A 16,027-nucleotide genomic window follows, 5' to 3' on the forward strand; every position below is an offset into this window, starting at 1 on the left:
CAATCCCAAATCAACAGTTTATTTCTCTTCTTCATTCTCTTCTTTCTCGGGAATTAAAAGTGTAATAGGCAAAGTATAAATTACATTTACATTTTCTTCCTTATGCATGCCAGGCTTCATTTTAGGTAAACTTTTTACCGCATCTTCGCTAGCTTTCGATAGGTCAGGATGAGCAGAACGGGCTTCTACATTTGCGATTTCTCCATTTTTGGAAATGGTAAAACGAACATAAATTCGTGTTTTTCTTTCTAAATCTACTTTTGAAACCAGAGAAGACAATTCTTTTAATTTTTCATCTAATTTATTTTCAGTTTCTTTATCTGTTCTTAGCTTTTCAATTATAGAAGTATCAAAATTTTTATTGATGTGCTCTTGAATATTTTTAGACATGCAATTTCTTAATTCTTGATTGCTTAAATTTTCATCGCATCCCGGATAAACAGGTACGCGATCTACTGCGGCAAATGGGACATCCGTATCGAATTCGGTTTGGGTTTCAATTTTTCTGCTATCCATCATTACCACTTTCTTTTTATTCATTTCTTCACGGTATTCAGCATAACTTTTTTTAATAAAAGCTTGGTCAACTTTTTCATTTGGACTCATGCCGTTTTCATAAGCAAGTGTAGCAAAGGCTTTCATTTTGTAAAAACCTTTTTTGGTTAAAACTCCTTTTTCATCTTTATTTGCGTTTATGGTATAATCGTAATAAACAGACATGTCTTGTTTTTCGACTAATTCAGTTATTTCCTTTTTATACTTTTCTAAAAGCGCTTGCTCGTCCTTTGGTAAGTTTTCTTGAGCAATGGAGCTAAAGCCTACCAATACAACAAGTATAGGCGTTAGGATGGCATATTTTAGTAAGGCCATTTTATTCGATTCTTTTTTTTGTAACATCATAATTCTGTTTTTAATGAATGATTTATTGTAAAACGAGCTCATTAAGCCCATGTTGTTGGTTTGGAATGCGGTGTTGAGTAATTGCCAGGCGTATGTTTTAGGGTTTAATTCTCTACAAACTCTTTCATCGGCCTGGTATTCATGTATAAGTTGTAATTCTTTCTGGTAAAAATAGAGTAGTGGATTAAACCAAAAAACGGTTCTTATTAAAGCTAGTAAACTGTTGTCTATACTGTGCTTAAGTCGAACATGTTGTTGCTCATGCAGTAAGATTGCCTTTCGCTCTTCGGCTTCCATTGCCGTACCTAAAAAAACATAGTGATAAAAACTAAAGGCTTCTTTGCTTTGTTTTACACTTACTATTTTGAAATTCTTTTCAGATGCAGATACATTTTCTTGAATAAGTTGAATTAGCGTTTCAATTTTAAGGTAGAGTAAACTTAATGCCACTGAAAACCCTACAATATACATGTTTTCTAAAAAAGATACGTATAAAGTTGAAGCTTTTTCCCGAAATGTAGTTGACGATGTTTGCGCATCTCCCACAAATACTTCTGGTAAATAAATACTTTGTAACTTGTTTAAGTTTTCTTGACCTAAATCGAATTGAAACCAATTCAATTCTACAAAAGGTAATGCTATTGAAGCAATTAAGCTACCTAATAAGTAAAAGCGATTCAATTGAAAAAAAGATTCTTTCTTAATAAGTTGATAAGCCAATAGAAAGAGACTTTGATACAATACTATTTGAAAAAGTATAGACATTAGTCTTTGTTTTTGTTCAAGTCTTTCATAATCTGTTCCAAATCGGATAGGCGCAAATCGTTTTTCTTCATAAAAAAAGAAACCATCGAAGAAAATGAACCTTCAAAGTAATTATTAATGAGCTTTTTCATGCTTTCATCTTTGTATTGTGCTTGGGCTACTTTTGGGAAATATACATGTCCACGACCTTGTTTTTGGTAACCTACAAAGCCTTTTTGCTCCAAAATTCGAATAATAGTAGAAACCGTATTATATGCAGGCTTTGGACTCGACATATGCTCAATAATATCGGCTACTTTGGCTTTTTTTAGCTTCCAAACATATTGCATTACTTCTTCTTCTGCCTTAGTTAATTCCTTCATTGTTAAGTTTTGTTTCTTCAAATATAACTAAACATTTAGTTTAAACTAAGTTTTTAGTTAAAAAATAATATTGATGTGCAGTTGCTCTTAATTCTTCAACAAATACTATTTACAAAGAGTGTTTACTACTTTTGAAAAGAAAATGTCATGCAGTACTGGCTTTCAATAGCCTTATTGTTAATGGATTTTGCAGGAAAAATACTTGGAAGGCCACTTATTACTTCTTCGACAATACTATTGAATTCTTCATCATTTCCATGTGAATCTGAAGCTGTAATCTTTCCTTTTTCTGAAATACTAAAATTGATTTGTGTTGAGTAATTTCCGGGAACTAAACTATCGGTAAGTTCAGATTTAGCCATTTTTTGCCTAAAATGATTTCTGATTTTTTTATCCATGCAATCATATAGCTCTGTATTATTTAAATCCATAGCACAGCCAGGAAATATGGGTGCTTTTTGTAGGGTAGTGGAGTTTGTGTCTTCAATTTTTAAATTAATTGGTATTGTGTAAATAACTCCAACTGCTTTGCTATTTTGTAATCCAGGCTTCATTTTTGGTAAACCAGCAATTACTTCTTCCACAATAGGAATTAATTTAGGTTCGTTGCTCACTGTTTTTACAATTTTAACCTTACCTTTTTTCGTAACTAATGTACGTACATAAGCCATGTAAGTACCTTGACCTAAAACTTTGCTAGCTTCATTGTATAGCGAGCTTTCATTCAAAAAAGCAGAAACTTTCTCGTTCATGCAATTTCTTAGTTGGTCATTATTCAACTTTTTATAGCAACCCGGATAAACAGGAACGCTTAGTTTAGAATTTGTCATAGCTAAAATGTCATTTACTTCATTTCCAAAACCAAATGGCAGAACATAATTATAGGCTACAGCTTCTCCATTACTTTTTGCTGGTTTTAAAGTAGGTAATTTTGCTAATGTTTCTTTAGCTAATGCATCTAGTTTTTTGTTTGGGGTATAAGCTTGTATATTGTTAATTTTTCCATTTTTGTCGATATCAAAATGAACAAAAAACATAAAATTATTTTTGTCCATGATTTCTTGAGCTTGTTTCGTATCAAAATTAGCATTAAAAAAAGCTCTGATTTTTGCTTGTGTACAATCTTCTAGTTCTTGGTTTGCTAAGTTTGGGTCACAACCTTCAAAAACAGGAGATTTTACAAAACGATAATTTTCTTTGGTTAGTTTTTTTTCAGTTCTACTATTGCTATTTAACACGCTTGTAGTAAGCATTTTGTCAAGATAATAATCATAATCTGATTTTAGATATGGTAAATCTTCTTTGGCATAGTCTAACCAGCCATATTCTGCAGCAACCACAGTATAAGCTTTTAGTTTATAGAAGCTTCTTAAAGATAAAATTTCATATTGATCTCGATCTAGCTTTAGGTGTTTGCTATCAATGGGTTTGTGTTTTTGTTCTTTTTCAAAAAACGATTCAGCTTCAACTACAAAAGCTTGGAATACTTTTTCTTCTTCGTCAGAAAGCTGAGTTATATTTTCTGTAAACCCCTTTTTTAAATTCTGCAAATAAGTTTCGTAAGAAACATTGTATTGACTAAATAGATTGGCATACTTGCTAGATGGCTCTTTTGTGGCAAGCACATTTAAAAATGCTCTGGTTTTGTAAAATTCATCTTCTGGCACTTTTTCATTTAAATCTTCAACTAAGATATTCACTAGCGTTTTAAATTCTTCATCTGCATCTTGGTATAATGTTTTACCGATTTTTATATTCTTTTCGTGTATTTTTTGATGAGCTTCAATTTTTTGTCCTTGAGTACTATCAAAAATAAGTAAAATACAGCTAAATAATAAAATGATGTTTTTGTTCATAACAGAGAGCCATTATTGTTGTAAAACACAAACATAAAAATTTCTTAAATTTTGTGTAGGCTACACATCATTTTAAAATCCTAAAGTTTTGTGCATAAGCCTAACAATTGTTAGTTTTGAAACACTCGAAAACGATTTAGAAATTAAACTATAAAATATGTCTGAAGCTTACGTAAAACATGATATAAAAGACCAGATTGCTACAATTGAATTTTTTCATCCAGCACACAATTCACTACCAAGTAATATCCTAGCTAAATTAGCTGAAACCATCACCCAAATGGGAAAGGATAAGGATGTTTTGGTTATAGTAATTAAATCGGGTGGCGACCGAACCTTCTGTGCTGGAGCTAGTTTTAAAGAATTAATTGCTATAGAAGATGAACAAACCGGCGAAAAATTTTTTAGCGGATTTGCCAATGTAATCAATGCCATGCGTAAATGTCCGAAGTTTATTATTGGTCAAGTACAAGGTAAAACTGTTGGTGGCGGAGTAGGTTTAGCTTCAGCAATGGATTATTGTATGGCTACAAAATACGCATCCATTAAATTAAGTGAATTGAACATTGGCATTGGTCCTTTTGTAGTTGGTCCTGCCGTACAGCGTAAATTAGGAGTTAGCGGTATGTCGCAAATTGCTATCGACGCCAATTCTTTTTATTCACCTGAATGGGCGATGCAAAAAGGATTGTTCACAAAAGTTTTTGAAACTACTGAAGAATTAGACGAAGCTGTAACCGAAATGGCTAAAAATCTATGTCAATATAATCCAGAAGCAGTGCAACACATGAAGCAAATGTTTTGGCGTGGCACAGAAGATTGGGATGATTTATTGGCCGAACGTGCTAAAATTAGCGGAAAATTGGTACTGAGTACATTTACAAAGGAGAAGTTGAAGAGATTTAAATAGTTTAGTTAGTAGTCTTTAGTTGGTAGAAAGTAGTTTTTTATATTTAACATTTTATCTGAAAAATCATGAAAAGTAAATATCATTTTAATTTTGAAGACTTGAAAGTTTACCAGAAAGCGATGGATTTTGGTGAAATAGTTTATCATCAAATAAGCAAATTTCCTAAAATTGAAGATTACAGACTTTCTTCACAATTTGCACGAGCTTCAGATTCTATTGCATTCAATATAGCGGAAGGCTCAGGAAGTTCAGATGCAAGCTTTTTGAATTATTTAAGAATTGCAAGAGATAGGAGTAGGGAGTTTGTTTCAGCAACTACTAAAGCCTACAAAAGAAATTATATTACATTTGATGAGTATGAAACCAACAGAGTTTTCCTCGTTGAAATTAATAAAATGCTATCTGTTCTAAAGAAACATTTAGAAAGTAAATAATTATTTAATTACTAACTACCAACTAAATACTACCAACTAAAAGCTACCAACTAATGGCCATTTACAAATTCAAAAACCACATACCAGTAATTCACGAATCGAGCTTTGTGCATCCACAAGCTGCAGTTACGGGAAATGTTATCATTGGGAAAGATTGTTATGTTGGACCAGGTGCTGCAATACGTGGTGATTGGGGTGAAATTATTTTAGAAGATGGAGTTAACGTACAGGAAAATTGTACGGTACATATGTTTCCGGGGAAGTCCATTGTGCTTAAAAAAGGAGCGCATGTAGGTCATGGAGCTATAATTCATGGAGCCAATTTAGGCGAAAATTGCTTAATTGGGATGAATTCCGTAATTATGGACGATGCTGAAATTGGTAACGAATCTATTGTTGGTGCCATGGCTTTTGTAAAAGCTGAAACTAAAATTCCAAATCGGAGTTTAGTGGTTGGAAATCCAGCCAAAGTAATTAAAAAAGTTTCTGATGATATGATCGCTTGGAAAACAGCAGGAACTAAATTATATCAACAATTACCAGCCGATTGCCATGAAAGTTTAGAAGAAGTCGAGCCACTTCGGGAGATTCCCAAAAACCGACCAAAACAAGAAAATTTTTATCAAACTTTGAATGATTTTATCCGAGAAGATGATGAGTGAAGACTTTTAGATTGAGTTTTGAATAGAAAGAGTTGAAAAATTAAAATAGCTTAGCGCCTTAGCGTCTTAGCGAGAAAATGAATATTAAGAACAGCTTTGTACCTCAGCCTGCCAGATGAAAGGCGTGCAGCTTAGCGTGAAATAATAAAAAATGAGTAATCAAGATAAAAAAACAAAATCAGTAGAATTCAAACTCCCCAAAATGGGAGAAAGCATTACCGAAGGAACGATTTTAAATTGGTTGATTAATGAAGGTGAAAGCTTTAATGAAGGCGATATTTTAGTTGAAGTAGGTACCGATAAAGTAGATAACGAAGTTCCCGCTCCGTTTTCAGGAAAGCTGATTGAAACCAAATATGATGCACACGATATTGTAAAAATAGGTGAAATAATTGCTGTGTTAGAAGAATCTGAAGCTACAGCGCCAAATGCTCAATCTCAAGAATCAATACATGCCAAATCGGAAGATTCTTCAAGTGCTAAAAAGCCTAAAAACCCAGAGAAAAAGACGAATGCTGCAAAGCCAAATCAAGATGCAAAAGTGCAAACTTCTGCTTGGCAATCAAACAACCGAGGTAATCACTTTTATTCCCCACTAGTCGAAAAAATAGCAAAAGAGCATCATATTAGTTACGAAGAATTAGCTAGAATTCCAGCAAGCGGTGCAAACGATCGTCTTCAAAAATCAGATATATTTAAGTATTTAGAAGAAGGCAGACCAGCACAATTTGCTCAGCCAGTAGCAGAAACAAACCCAGGGTTTCAAGTGCCTGATTTACAATTTGATAAAGGCAAAGGAGAACGCATCAAAATGGATCGCATGCGCCAAATGATTGCCGACCACATGGTGTTTTCAAAACATACTTCACCACATGTAACCGCTTATGTAGAAGCCGATTTAACCAACTTGGTGAATTGGCGAAACCAAAATAAAGCACCTTTTCAAGAGAAAACAGGGGAGAAGCTTACGTTTACACCTTTGTTTATACAAGCAGTAACCAAAGCCATTCAAGATTTTCCGAAAATCAATTCATCTTTAGACGGCGATGAAATTATTGTAAAAGATCAAATTCATATCGGTATGGCAACAGCCTTACCTAGTGGTAATCTTATTGTTCCAGTTGTAAAAAACACCGATCAAAAAGACTTAGAAACTTTGGCTAAAAATGTAAATGCATTGGTAGCCAAAGCAAGAGATAATAAATTAACCAGTGATGAAACTAAGGAAAGTACGTTTACCATATCTAATGTTGGGACTTTCGGAAGTTTAATGGGAACACCGATTATTAATCAGCCAGAAGCTGCTATTTTAGCAACGGGCATCATTAAAAAACGAGCAGAAGTAATTGAATATGAAGATGGCGATGAAATTGAAATTAGACAAATGATGTACCTATCACTTTCATTCGATCACAGAATTGTAGATGGATTTTTAGCCGGTAGCTTTCTAAGACGTATTGCAGATTATTTGGAGAACTATTAGTTTTATAATGAATAGATTGAAACAAGACATTTTGAAACAAGACAAATAGATTTACAATAAAAAAATGATATGAGAAGACACAATTTTAAAAAGTTATTGATTTGGCAAGAAGCAATGGATTTGATAGATCAAAGCTACATTCTTACTTCTTCACTTCCTGATTATGAAAAATTTGGTTTGTGCTCTCAAATGAATCGTTCATCTGTTTCAATTGCATCAAATATTGCCGAAGGGTCTAGCAAGAGAACAAACACACATTTTATAAAGTATTTAAGTGATAGTTTAGGTTCAGCTTTTGAATGGGAAACCCAATTGGTAGTTTGTTTTCGTCAAAAGTTTATTTCAGAAGAAGATTTCTTGAAACTTGAGAATAATGTACAAGCCTTAAAGAGTAAAATTTCAAACCTTATTGATAAACTTGAATCTGAAAGCTAATTTTAATAACTTTAGTCATGGCTCAAAAAGTCGTGATTCTTGATTCAAAAAACATAGAATAAATGAATAAAAATATACTCAAAAAAGCATTCAAAAACTTAGTTACGGCGAAATCTATGACTGAGTTATACGAAGAAAACTTCAAAGTAGTCTCTAAATATGTGCACGCTACTTCTCGTGGTCACGAAGTGATTCAAACGGCTGTAGGAATGCAGCTATTACCACAAGATTACGTGTATCCGTATTACCGAGACGATTCTATTTTACTAGCTATTGGCATGCAACCCAAAGATTTAATGTTGCAGCTTTTAGCCAAAAGAGACGATCCGTTTTCGGGTGGAAGAACCTATTATTCGCATCCTAGTTTACGCGATGATGATAAACCTAAAATTCCACATCAAAGTTCGGCTACGGGTATGCAAGCCATTCCAGCAACTGGTGCAGCTTTAGGATTTTCTTATATAGAAAAAAAGGAGTCTGGTTTTAAAAAAGTAGATAAAGCACCTGTGGTGGTTTGCTCCCTTGGTGACGCATCGGTTACTGAAGGCGAAATTGCTGAAGCTTTACAAATGGCAGCTTTAAAACAATTACCAATTATTTATGTAGTACAAGATAATGGATGGGATATTTCGGCCAATGCAGAAGAAACACGGGCACAAGACGCATTTGAATATGCCAAAGGTTTTCATGGATTAGAAGCCATTAGCATTGATGGAACTGATTTTGAAGAATCCTATACAGAATTCAAAAAGGTTTTGGATACTGTAAGAACAGAACGCCGTCCATTTTTAGTACATGCTAAATGTCCATTATTGAATCACCACACTTCTGGAGTACGAATGGAATTTTATCGCGATGATTTAGAAGAATCCAAACTTCGCGATCCCTATCCAAAACTCAAAAAAACACTTCTAGAAAATGGATTTACCGAAAAAGAAATACACCAAATAGAAGCTGAAGCAAAAGATATAGTAGCTAAAGATTATGTTGAAGCCCTAGCGGCCGAAGATCCAAGACCAGAAGATTTATTTACCCACGATTTTGCACCAACGCCGATTACTGAAGAAAAAGGAGAACGTTCACCCAAAGGAGCAGAAAAAGTGGTGATGGTCGATTCGGCTTTGTTTGCTATTGAAGAATTGATGAAAAAACACCAAGAATGTTTGCTATATGGTCAAGATGTAGGTGGCAGACTTGGTGGCGTTTTTCGCGAAGCCGCTACCTTAGCTCAGAAATTTGGCGATCATCGAGTTTTTAACACTCCCATTCAAGAAGCATTTATTGTAGGTTCTACCGTTGGGATGTCTGCAGTTGGATTAAAACCCATTGTCGAAGTGCAATTTGCCGATTACATTTGGCCAGGACTCAATCAATTGTTTACCGAAGTGAGTAGAAGTTGTTATTTATCCAATGGAAAATGGCCAATCTCTATGATTTTACGGGTGCCGATTGGAGCTTACGGTAGTGGTGGTCCTTACCATTCTTCTTCCGTAGAAAGTGTAGTAACGAATATTCGTGGACTTAAAATTGCTTATCCTAGTAACGGAGCCGATTTAAAAGGATTATTAAAAGCAGCGTATTACGATCCTAATCCGGTAGTTATTTTTGAACACAAAGGTTTGTATTGGAGTAAAGTACCTGGCACCAAAGGCGCAACCAGTGTAGAACCTGCAGAAGATTATGTATTGCCTTTTGGCAAAGCTTGGGTTTTACAGGAAATTTGGCCACAAGATGAGCAGGAAACCTTAAGTATTATTACTTACGGAATGGGCGTGCATTGGGCGATGAATGCTTCGCAAGAACTCGGTTTACAAGAGCAAATTGAAATTGTAGATTTACGCACCCTGCATCCTTTAGACGAAGAAACCATCATGAAGTCGGTAAAAAAATGCAAAAAATGTTTAGTGGTTACAGAAGAACCTTCCGATAATTCTTTTGCTCGCGCCTTAAGCGGAAAAATTCAAGAACACTGCTTTCCCAATTTAGATGCGCCCGTCATGACAATTGGTTCAGAAAACATGCCTGCCATTCCGTTAAATTCAACTTTAGAACAAACCATGATTCCGAGTACGGAGAAGGTGAAAGTTAAGATTGATGAGTTATTAAATTATTAGTAGGGCGTTTCCCCGATTTTTACATCGGGGTCGGGCTGTCCATTGCAATTCCTCGCTTTTTCAACTAAGCAAAACTAATTGGTAGTAAAGCTCATAAAATCGCTTTAATACCAAAATTTTGCTAAGTTAAAAGCTGTGGGATTTTCATTCGCATCCCTCACGCAAACAAAACTTGTCTAATTTCAAATTAATATTTGCTAACTAAAATTTTAAATAATAAGTTTGATTAAACTTTTTTAAGATGAAAAGCATTCATTTTGATAACCTATTGTCTAAATGGTATTATCTTCCCGTTCTTGGCTTGGTTGTATTATTATTAGGATCCTACTTCTTATTTAGAGAACACGAAGATGCTTATATTTTTTATCTGTTTTCAACCTTAATTTCGGTAATTCTTATTTCTAGAAATTTTTGGTATAAAGCCTACGTGCAATACAATAAGAGTAGAATTTTGATGCGTATCAATACTTCATCGCAAATTAGTTTAGAATTTGGTAGCATAACTCACATCAAACACGAAGCTGAAAAACTATCTCTTACCGAAAATGCGAAAATTCATCAAATAGACATAGAAGATGTTCAGCCAGCCGATGTTCAGAAATTGGTAAATTTAATAGTAAGATATTCCGAAGCATTTTACGAAGATGCAAGACAGGTAGCTTATTATGAATAATCAAAGAATTATAACTAGAATATAGTTTTATTCAATTATTTCTGCTCCTTTTCCTACTTCGTCGTGAATTACTTGCTGATTTTCGCAGTATTGTTTTAACGATTGATCTATAAAATGAACCACATTTTTTTGGTGTTGCTTAGGATACAACAAATGAACATTGGCACCAGCATCTAAGGTAAAGCACACGGGGATTCTGGTGGTTTTTCTAAATTCCCAAATGGCATTGAGTACAGCGAGGGTGTTGGTCGTCATCAACATAAAATAGGGCCGACTGCTCATCATCATGGCGTGCAAGGTTAAAGCTTCAGATTCAACTAAAGTCATAAAGGCTTCTAAATTACCCGATTTTAAGATTTCTAATAAATCACTACAGTTATGTTGGGCTTGTTCAAAACGTTTTTCGGCAAAAGGATGGCCATTCATTAAACTATGACCTAAAGTACTGCTTACTTTTTTTTGTCCTTTATCTACCAATAAAATGCTGTCTTGGTAGTCTTTAAAAATAGGATGAAGGTCTTGCTTGAGTGCGATGGCATACAAATCTGAACTTTCATTAACTTGGGCATGTTTTCCCCAGAGCATGAGTTTTCCTTGAATGCTTCGGCTTGCGCTACCAGAACCTAATCGTGCTAAAAAGGAAGCTTTTTTTAATATGAAGTCATGAGAAACTTCTGGGTCTATCTTTTTTTCTAACTGCATTAAACACATGGCTAAGGCACTCATTCCACTAGCTGAAGATGCAATTCCGCTAGAATGTGGAAAGGTGTTTTGGGTTTGTATACTAAAATGGTAGTGGTTTACATACGGGCAATATTCTTCGATTAATTTTAAAAATTTTTCAATTTTAGGATGAAAACTTGGCGTGCTTACACCATCTAACTCTACTTTAATTTGGGTTTTTTCTTCTACTTTGGTTTTAGCTACTAATTGTAGTTGCGTAGCTGTATAACAATTGGAAAGCGTAAAGCTTATTGATGTGTTTTTAGGAATTTGAATATCTGCTTTTCCCCAGTATTTTACCAAGGCAATATTGCTAGGTGAAGTAGATTTTAATTCTATTTTTTGGGGCAGTTGATTTGTTTTTAGAAACTTAAATTGTTCGAAATCCATCCTGTTTTTTATTCATAAATTATAAACACGAATTTACTACTTAAAAGCAATTTTCTAGATGTAATTGCAAGATGATTTTTATTTTTAGAAAGTAGAATTGATTTTGAAGGTGTGAAATAAATTTCTATTTTAAGCCTTTCTAAGAAATGGTGCATGAAGAAAAAATTATTTATTCGCATTGGTGTTGGCGTATTAATTTGCCTACTGGTTGGGTTTTTGGGAGCAATTGCTACACAAAGTAGTGTAAACGATTGGTATACTACTTTAAACAAGCCGAGTTTTAATCCGCCCAATTGGTTATTTGGTCCGGTTTGGACTACTTTATATGTGTTAATGGGAATTGCCTTTGGTTTAGTTTGGTCAAAAGGAACTTATCATGCATGGGTAAAAACAGCGATGTATCATTTTGGTTTCCAATTGTTGCTTAACTTAACTTGGTCGGTAGTGTTTTTTGGTTTAGAAGCTCCCTTTTATGCGTTGCTGGTTATTGCTGCTTTACTTATTTTAATTGTACTTACCATTAAATGGTTCAAGGTGGTAAAGCCCATCGCTGCGTATTTGCTTATTCCATATTTACTTTGGGTATTGTTTGCTAGCGTGCTTAATTTTGAAATTTGGCGATTGAATTAAAGTTTTACCCAATCATCTATTTGTAAATAACTAAATTTTCTTCCCTAGCTTGTGCTGAGCAAAGTCGAAGTAAGGGAAGACTAGAGATGGGTGTTTTTTTAATTATTCATTTTCTTTAGAGGCAATACTTTTTGCGATTACAAAACCGCCCGTCCATGCATTTTGAAAGTTGAAACCGCCGGTTACGGCATCGATGTTTAATACTTCGCCCGCAAAATACAGATTGGGATGAAGTTTACTACTAAATTCTTTAAAGTTAATTTGCTTTAAATCGACTCCGCCAGCCGTTACAAATTCTTCTTTAAAGGTGCTTTTTCCGTTTACATCGAATACCGATTGGGTTAATAAATTTTGCAAAATTTGCATTTCTTTTTTTGAAATGTCTGCCCATTTTGTTTCAGCTGAAATAGAACTTTGGTTAACGAAACTCTGCCAAAGTCGTTTTGGAAATCCGAATAATGGATTGGCAGCCAATTGCTGTTTAGGGTGTGTGTTTTTTTGTTGAAGCATTTGCGCCATGACTTCATCTTCTGTAAGTTTAGGCAACCAATTTAACTTCAATTGAAATTGGTAATTGAGTTGATGAAAGCTTCGCGCACCCCAAGCGGAAAGCTTTAAAATACAAGGTCCGCTTAAACCCCAATGCGTAATTAACATCGGTCCGTTAGATTGTAAACTTTGAATTTGTTTTTTGGAAAGTTTTTGTTGTTCATCAATCACTTCAACAGAAGTTTCCCAACTAATTCCTGCTAAATTTTGAAGTAAAGAATGTTTGATGTTGAAGGTAAATAAAGAAGGAACGGGATCGATAATTGTATACTTTTTGTTTTTTAAAAGCTGCCAAACTTTTAAGCTGCTTCCCGAAGCAAAAACTAGGTATTTAGCTAAAAAGGCATCATTTTTAGTAGTAACTCTCCAGAGATGATCATCGGTTAATTGAACATCTTCAACGCCACATTGGGTTTTTATTTCGATATTGAATTTCTTACAAGCTTCTAAAAAAGCATCGATTATACTTTGAGAAGAATCGCTTTCTGGGAAAATTCTACCGTCTTCTTCAATTTTTAGTGGAACATTTTCATCAGCCAGCCAAGCCATCATGTCGCCAGTTGCAAATTGATGAAAAGGACCACGCAATTCTTTATGTCCCCGCGGATAGTTTTTGGCGAGCTCGTTGGGGTCGAATTCGGCATGGGTGACATTGCATCGGCCGCCTCCCGAAACTTTAACTTTGCTCAATACATTTTTCGATTTCTCGAGTATAGCAATTTTTAAATTGGAATGTTGCTGCGCACAATTAATAGCGGTAAAAAAACCTGCTGCGCCACCGCCGATGATGAGAATGTCTTTCAAAAATATTTTTTTACAATACTAAGATTTAGTTGATAATACTATTCCAGTTTTCTAAGTGTTTTTTATTTTCTCTTTTTCTTTTTCTTTTTCTTCGAAGTTTTTTTTTCTTTAGGATGTACCAATTGCATTTCTTCAATTAAATGTGAAGCTTCACCATATTTATCAATAATGAATAAAATATAGCGTGCATCGACCATAATGTTGCGGCAAATTTCGGGATCGTAAAATAAATCGCTCATGGTGCCTTCCCAAACGCGATCGAAGTTTAAACCGATTAAATTTCCATGCGCATCTAAGGCAGGACTGCCTGAATTTCCACCTGTAGTGTGGTTTGTACCAATAAAGCTAACAGGCATTTTTCCATTTGCATCGGCATAATTTCCATAGTTTTTAGCAGCGTATAAGTCGATTAATTTTTCCGGCACATCAAATTCGTAATCGCCAGGTACATATTTTTCCATTACACCTTCAAGGTAAGTTACAGGTTGGTAATAAACCGCATCTCTAGGTTGGTAGCCGTTTACTTTTCCATAAGTTACGCGAAGAGTAGAGTTGGCGTCTGGGAAGTAGCGTTCTTCTGGTAAAACATCCATTTGAGCTTTCATGTATTGTTTTTGAGTTTCATCAATTTCGGCCTTTAAGTTTTGATAACTCGGATTCAAATCCTGATAAAACTCATCAATATAGGGTTTTGCCATTTGGTATAGCAAATCGTTTTGAATGCTTTCAACAACTACTTTTAGCTCTCCATCCAAAGCAGCTAAACCACTTTCTTTTTGAATAAACAAAGAAGTTTCGAATAGTTTGTCTATTTGCTCTTTAGTTACATTTGCATCGTATAAAGGCAAAATTTGATGTATTACTTCGCGGTCTAGTTGTGCATTGTAATCCTTGTAAATTCCTTCGAACATATTTTTAATTACACCCTGTGCTTCTACAAATTGAGCTTCTCCTTGGCTAGATGCACCGACCAATTGGTTTAAACGAAATGCGATTTTCAATACATCGCTATTGGTTAAAAATACTTCTAAAAAGTTAGAGCGTTTAATGGCATAAGGCGCTAATGCTTCATATTGAGTCTGAAAAGTAGAAAGTAAATCGCCATACGCATCTACTTTGTTTTGTTCTTTTACTGCACGAGTAAATCGTTTTTCAAATTCCTTTTTTTGTTGAATTGCATTGCTTTTTTCAATTCCCAAGTTTTCACCTTTCCATTTTTTCCAATAATTGGCAATGCGAGCTTGTTTTGAAGCATATTGAATTCGGATTTGATCATCTTTTTGCATATACGCATCAATTATTTCTAGGGCTTTTTCACGTATTTCAATATTAGTTGGATTTACTTGTTGGGTAATTTGCTCTACAGCAACAGCTGGCAAATACTCATTGGTTCTTCCTGGAAAGCCAAAAACCAATGTAAAATCGTTTTCTTCTACGCCATCTAACGAAATCGGTAAAAAGTGCTTGGGTTGGTAAGGCACATTGTCTTCGCTGTATTTAGCTGGGCGATTATTCTTATCGGCATAAATTCTAAAAATTGAAAAATCGCCTGTATGTCTTGGCCAAACCCAATTATCGGTGTCGCTGCCAAACTTACCAATGCTAGATGGTGGAGCACCAACTAAGCGAACATCTTCGTATTTTTCAGTAACAAATAAGAAAAATTGATTGCCTCCGTAAAAGGATTTGATGCGCAGGTCTTGCCAAGTTTCTTTTTTGAAATTTTTTTCAATTTCAGCACGTTTTTTATCTAAAGCAGATTGCTTCTCTTTGGCCGACATATCTTCATTTATAGCCGAAAGCATTTGGGAAGATACATCTTCTATCTTGATGATGAATTCGGCATATAAATTTTCGTTGGGAAGTTCTTCATTTAAAGACATTGCCCAAAAGCCATCTTTTAAATAATCGTTTTCTAAACTAGAATGATATTGAATTTGCCCAAAGCCACAATGGTGATTGGTAAGTAGCAGACCTTGATTAGAAATTACTTCGGCTGTACAGCCACCGTTAAAATGCACAATGGCATCTTTTAAGCTAGAATTATTTACATCGTAAATGTCTTTTGCGGTAATTTGCGCACCAAGACTTGTCATTTCTTCTTCGTTCATTCCTTCTAATAAGGAAGGAAGCCACATCCCGCCTTGTTGAGCAAAAGTTGGAAATACAATTAAGCAAATTAGTAAACGATACATATATTTCATAAGTGTAGGTGTTTTTTAAAAAATAGGTTTATTTGAAAAATTTACTTCAAAAATAGGGTAATTTTAGCTTATTCTGAAAAAAGTAGCTTTTAGCTTTTCAATTTTTTATTAATTCTTATAATTTGAATAATAG

14 protein-coding genes are annotated in these 16,027 nt (G+C 34.5%); 8 read left to right on the forward strand and 6 right to left on the reverse strand.

Annotated elements, in window-relative coordinates; genetic code table 11:
• Window positions 1-18: 18 nt before the first annotated feature.
• The 3 genes from IEV63_RS01285 to IEV63_RS01295 form a co-directional block, all read right to left on the reverse strand.
• On the reverse strand, window positions 19-1,665 hold the full coding sequence (locus IEV63_RS01285) for a M56 family metallopeptidase (RefSeq protein WP_188404951.1): 1,647 nt from the start codon (window positions 1,663-1,665) through the stop codon (window positions 19-21).
• Complete coding sequence (locus tag IEV63_RS01290) at window positions 1,665-2,027, reverse strand: BlaI/MecI/CopY family transcriptional regulator (RefSeq protein ID WP_188404952.1); 363 nt, start codon at window positions 2,025-2,027, stop codon at window positions 1,665-1,667. The genes IEV63_RS01285 and IEV63_RS01290 overlap by 1 nt, the downstream gene beginning before the upstream one ends.
• 125 nt (window positions 2,028-2,152) lie before the next feature.
• Entirely contained in the window at window positions 2,153-3,883 is a 1,731-nt protein-coding gene (locus IEV63_RS01295) for an energy transducer TonB (protein WP_188404953.1), read from the reverse strand.
• Between the two features lie 157 nt (window positions 3,884-4,040).
• On the opposite strand from IEV63_RS01295, the gene IEV63_RS01300 reads away from it, so the two are divergent.
• From IEV63_RS01300 to IEV63_RS01330, 7 genes are all read left to right on the forward strand, one after another.
• Window positions 4,041-4,793, forward strand: a complete 753-nt coding sequence (locus tag IEV63_RS01300) for an enoyl-CoA hydratase/isomerase family protein (RefSeq protein WP_188404954.1) — start codon at window positions 4,041-4,043, stop codon at window positions 4,791-4,793.
• Between the two features lie 65 nt (window positions 4,794-4,858).
• Window positions 4,859-5,227, forward strand: coding sequence for a four helix bundle protein (locus IEV63_RS01305; RefSeq protein WP_188404955.1), 369 nt, complete (start codon window positions 4,859-4,861; stop codon window positions 5,225-5,227).
• A gap of 53 nt (window positions 5,228-5,280) precedes the next feature.
• Window positions 5,281-5,889: an acyltransferase gene (locus tag IEV63_RS01310; RefSeq protein ID WP_188404956.1), complete on the forward strand. Its 609-nt coding sequence runs from the start codon at window positions 5,281-5,283 to the stop codon at window positions 5,887-5,889.
• A 151-nt stretch (window positions 5,890-6,040) separates the two neighbouring features.
• Window positions 6,041-7,372, forward strand: coding sequence for a dihydrolipoamide acetyltransferase family protein (locus tag IEV63_RS01315; protein ID WP_188404957.1), 1,332 nt, complete (start codon window positions 6,041-6,043; stop codon window positions 7,370-7,372).
• Window positions 7,373-7,441: 69 nt separating this feature from the next.
• The gene (locus tag IEV63_RS01320; protein ID WP_188404958.1) at window positions 7,442-7,807 is read left to right on the forward strand and encodes a four helix bundle protein; all 366 of its coding nucleotides are present in this window, start codon (window positions 7,442-7,444) and stop codon (window positions 7,805-7,807) included.
• A gap of 62 nt (window positions 7,808-7,869) precedes the next feature.
• A complete protein-coding gene (locus tag IEV63_RS01325; RefSeq protein WP_188404959.1) occupies window positions 7,870-9,921 on the forward strand; it encodes an alpha-ketoacid dehydrogenase subunit alpha/beta in 2,052 nt (683 codons plus the stop codon).
• 241 nt (window positions 9,922-10,162) lie between these two features.
• The gene (locus IEV63_RS01330) at window positions 10,163-10,594 is read left to right on the forward strand and encodes a hypothetical protein (RefSeq protein ID WP_188404960.1); all 432 of its coding nucleotides are present in this window, start codon (window positions 10,163-10,165) and stop codon (window positions 10,592-10,594) included.
• A gap of 27 nt (window positions 10,595-10,621) precedes the next feature.
• On the opposite strand, the gene IEV63_RS01335 is transcribed toward IEV63_RS01330, so the two are convergent.
• Entirely contained in the window at window positions 10,622-11,707 is a 1,086-nt protein-coding gene (locus IEV63_RS01335) for a diphosphomevalonate decarboxylase (protein ID WP_188404961.1), read from the reverse strand.
• 153 nt (window positions 11,708-11,860) lie between these two features.
• Here IEV63_RS01335 and IEV63_RS01340 point away from each other — a divergent pair, with 153 nt between their 5' ends.
• Window positions 11,861-12,337 (forward strand): TspO/MBR family protein, encoded by a 477-nt coding sequence (locus tag IEV63_RS01340; RefSeq protein WP_188404962.1) that lies wholly within the window; start codon window positions 11,861-11,863, stop codon window positions 12,335-12,337.
• 102 nt (window positions 12,338-12,439) lie between these two features.
• Here the strand turns inward: IEV63_RS01340 and IEV63_RS01345 are convergent, their stop codons facing one another.
• Together IEV63_RS01345 and IEV63_RS01350 are read right to left on the reverse strand one after the other, a co-directional pair.
• Window positions 12,440-13,690, reverse strand: a complete 1,251-nt coding sequence (locus IEV63_RS01345) for a BaiN/RdsA family NAD(P)/FAD-dependent oxidoreductase (RefSeq protein ID WP_188404963.1) — start codon at window positions 13,688-13,690, stop codon at window positions 12,440-12,442.
• Between the two features lie 62 nt (window positions 13,691-13,752).
• Window positions 13,753-15,894, reverse strand: a complete 2,142-nt coding sequence (locus IEV63_RS01350) for a S46 family peptidase (RefSeq protein ID WP_188404964.1) — start codon at window positions 15,892-15,894, stop codon at window positions 13,753-13,755.
• Window positions 15,895-16,027: the final 133 nt, after the last annotated feature.

This window comes from Psychroflexus salis (assembly GCF_014640175.1).
Classification (GTDB): domain Bacteria; phylum Bacteroidota; class Bacteroidia; order Flavobacteriales; family Flavobacteriaceae; genus Psychroflexus; species Psychroflexus salis.

What these genes read in the sequence shown, in the direction of transcription:
- IEV63_RS01285 (WP_188404951.1), bottom strand. Translation starts at nt 1,665, where the DNA reads ATGTCTATACTTTTTCAAATAGTATTGTATCAAAGTCTCTTTCTATTG.
- IEV63_RS01290 (WP_188404952.1), bottom strand. Translation starts at nt 2,027, where the DNA reads ATGAAGGAATTAACTAAGGCAGAAGAAGAAGTAATGCAATATGTTTGG.
- IEV63_RS01295 (WP_188404953.1), bottom strand. Translation starts at nt 3,883, where the DNA reads ATGAACAAAAACATCATTTTATTATTTAGCTGTATTTTACTTATTTTT.
- IEV63_RS01300 (WP_188404954.1), top strand. Translation starts at nt 4,041, where the DNA reads ATGTCTGAAGCTTACGTAAAACATGATATAAAAGACCAGATTGCTACA.
- IEV63_RS01305 (WP_188404955.1), top strand. Translation starts at nt 4,859, where the DNA reads ATGAAAAGTAAATATCATTTTAATTTTGAAGACTTGAAAGTTTACCAG.
- IEV63_RS01310 (WP_188404956.1), top strand. Translation starts at nt 5,281, where the DNA reads ATGGCCATTTACAAATTCAAAAACCACATACCAGTAATTCACGAATCG.
- IEV63_RS01315 (WP_188404957.1), top strand. Translation starts at nt 6,041, where the DNA reads ATGAGTAATCAAGATAAAAAAACAAAATCAGTAGAATTCAAACTCCCC.
- IEV63_RS01320 (WP_188404958.1), top strand. Translation starts at nt 7,442, where the DNA reads ATGAGAAGACACAATTTTAAAAAGTTATTGATTTGGCAAGAAGCAATG.
- IEV63_RS01325 (WP_188404959.1), top strand. Translation starts at nt 7,870, where the DNA reads ATGAATAAAAATATACTCAAAAAAGCATTCAAAAACTTAGTTACGGCG.
- IEV63_RS01330 (WP_188404960.1), top strand. Translation starts at nt 10,163, where the DNA reads ATGAAAAGCATTCATTTTGATAACCTATTGTCTAAATGGTATTATCTT.
- IEV63_RS01335 (WP_188404961.1), bottom strand. Translation starts at nt 11,707, where the DNA reads ATGGATTTCGAACAATTTAAGTTTCTAAAAACAAATCAACTGCCCCAA.
- IEV63_RS01340 (WP_188404962.1), top strand. Translation starts at nt 11,861, where the DNA reads ATGAAGAAAAAATTATTTATTCGCATTGGTGTTGGCGTATTAATTTGC.
- IEV63_RS01350 (WP_188404964.1), bottom strand. Translation starts at nt 15,894, where the DNA reads ATGAAATATATGTATCGTTTACTAATTTGCTTAATTGTATTTCCAACT.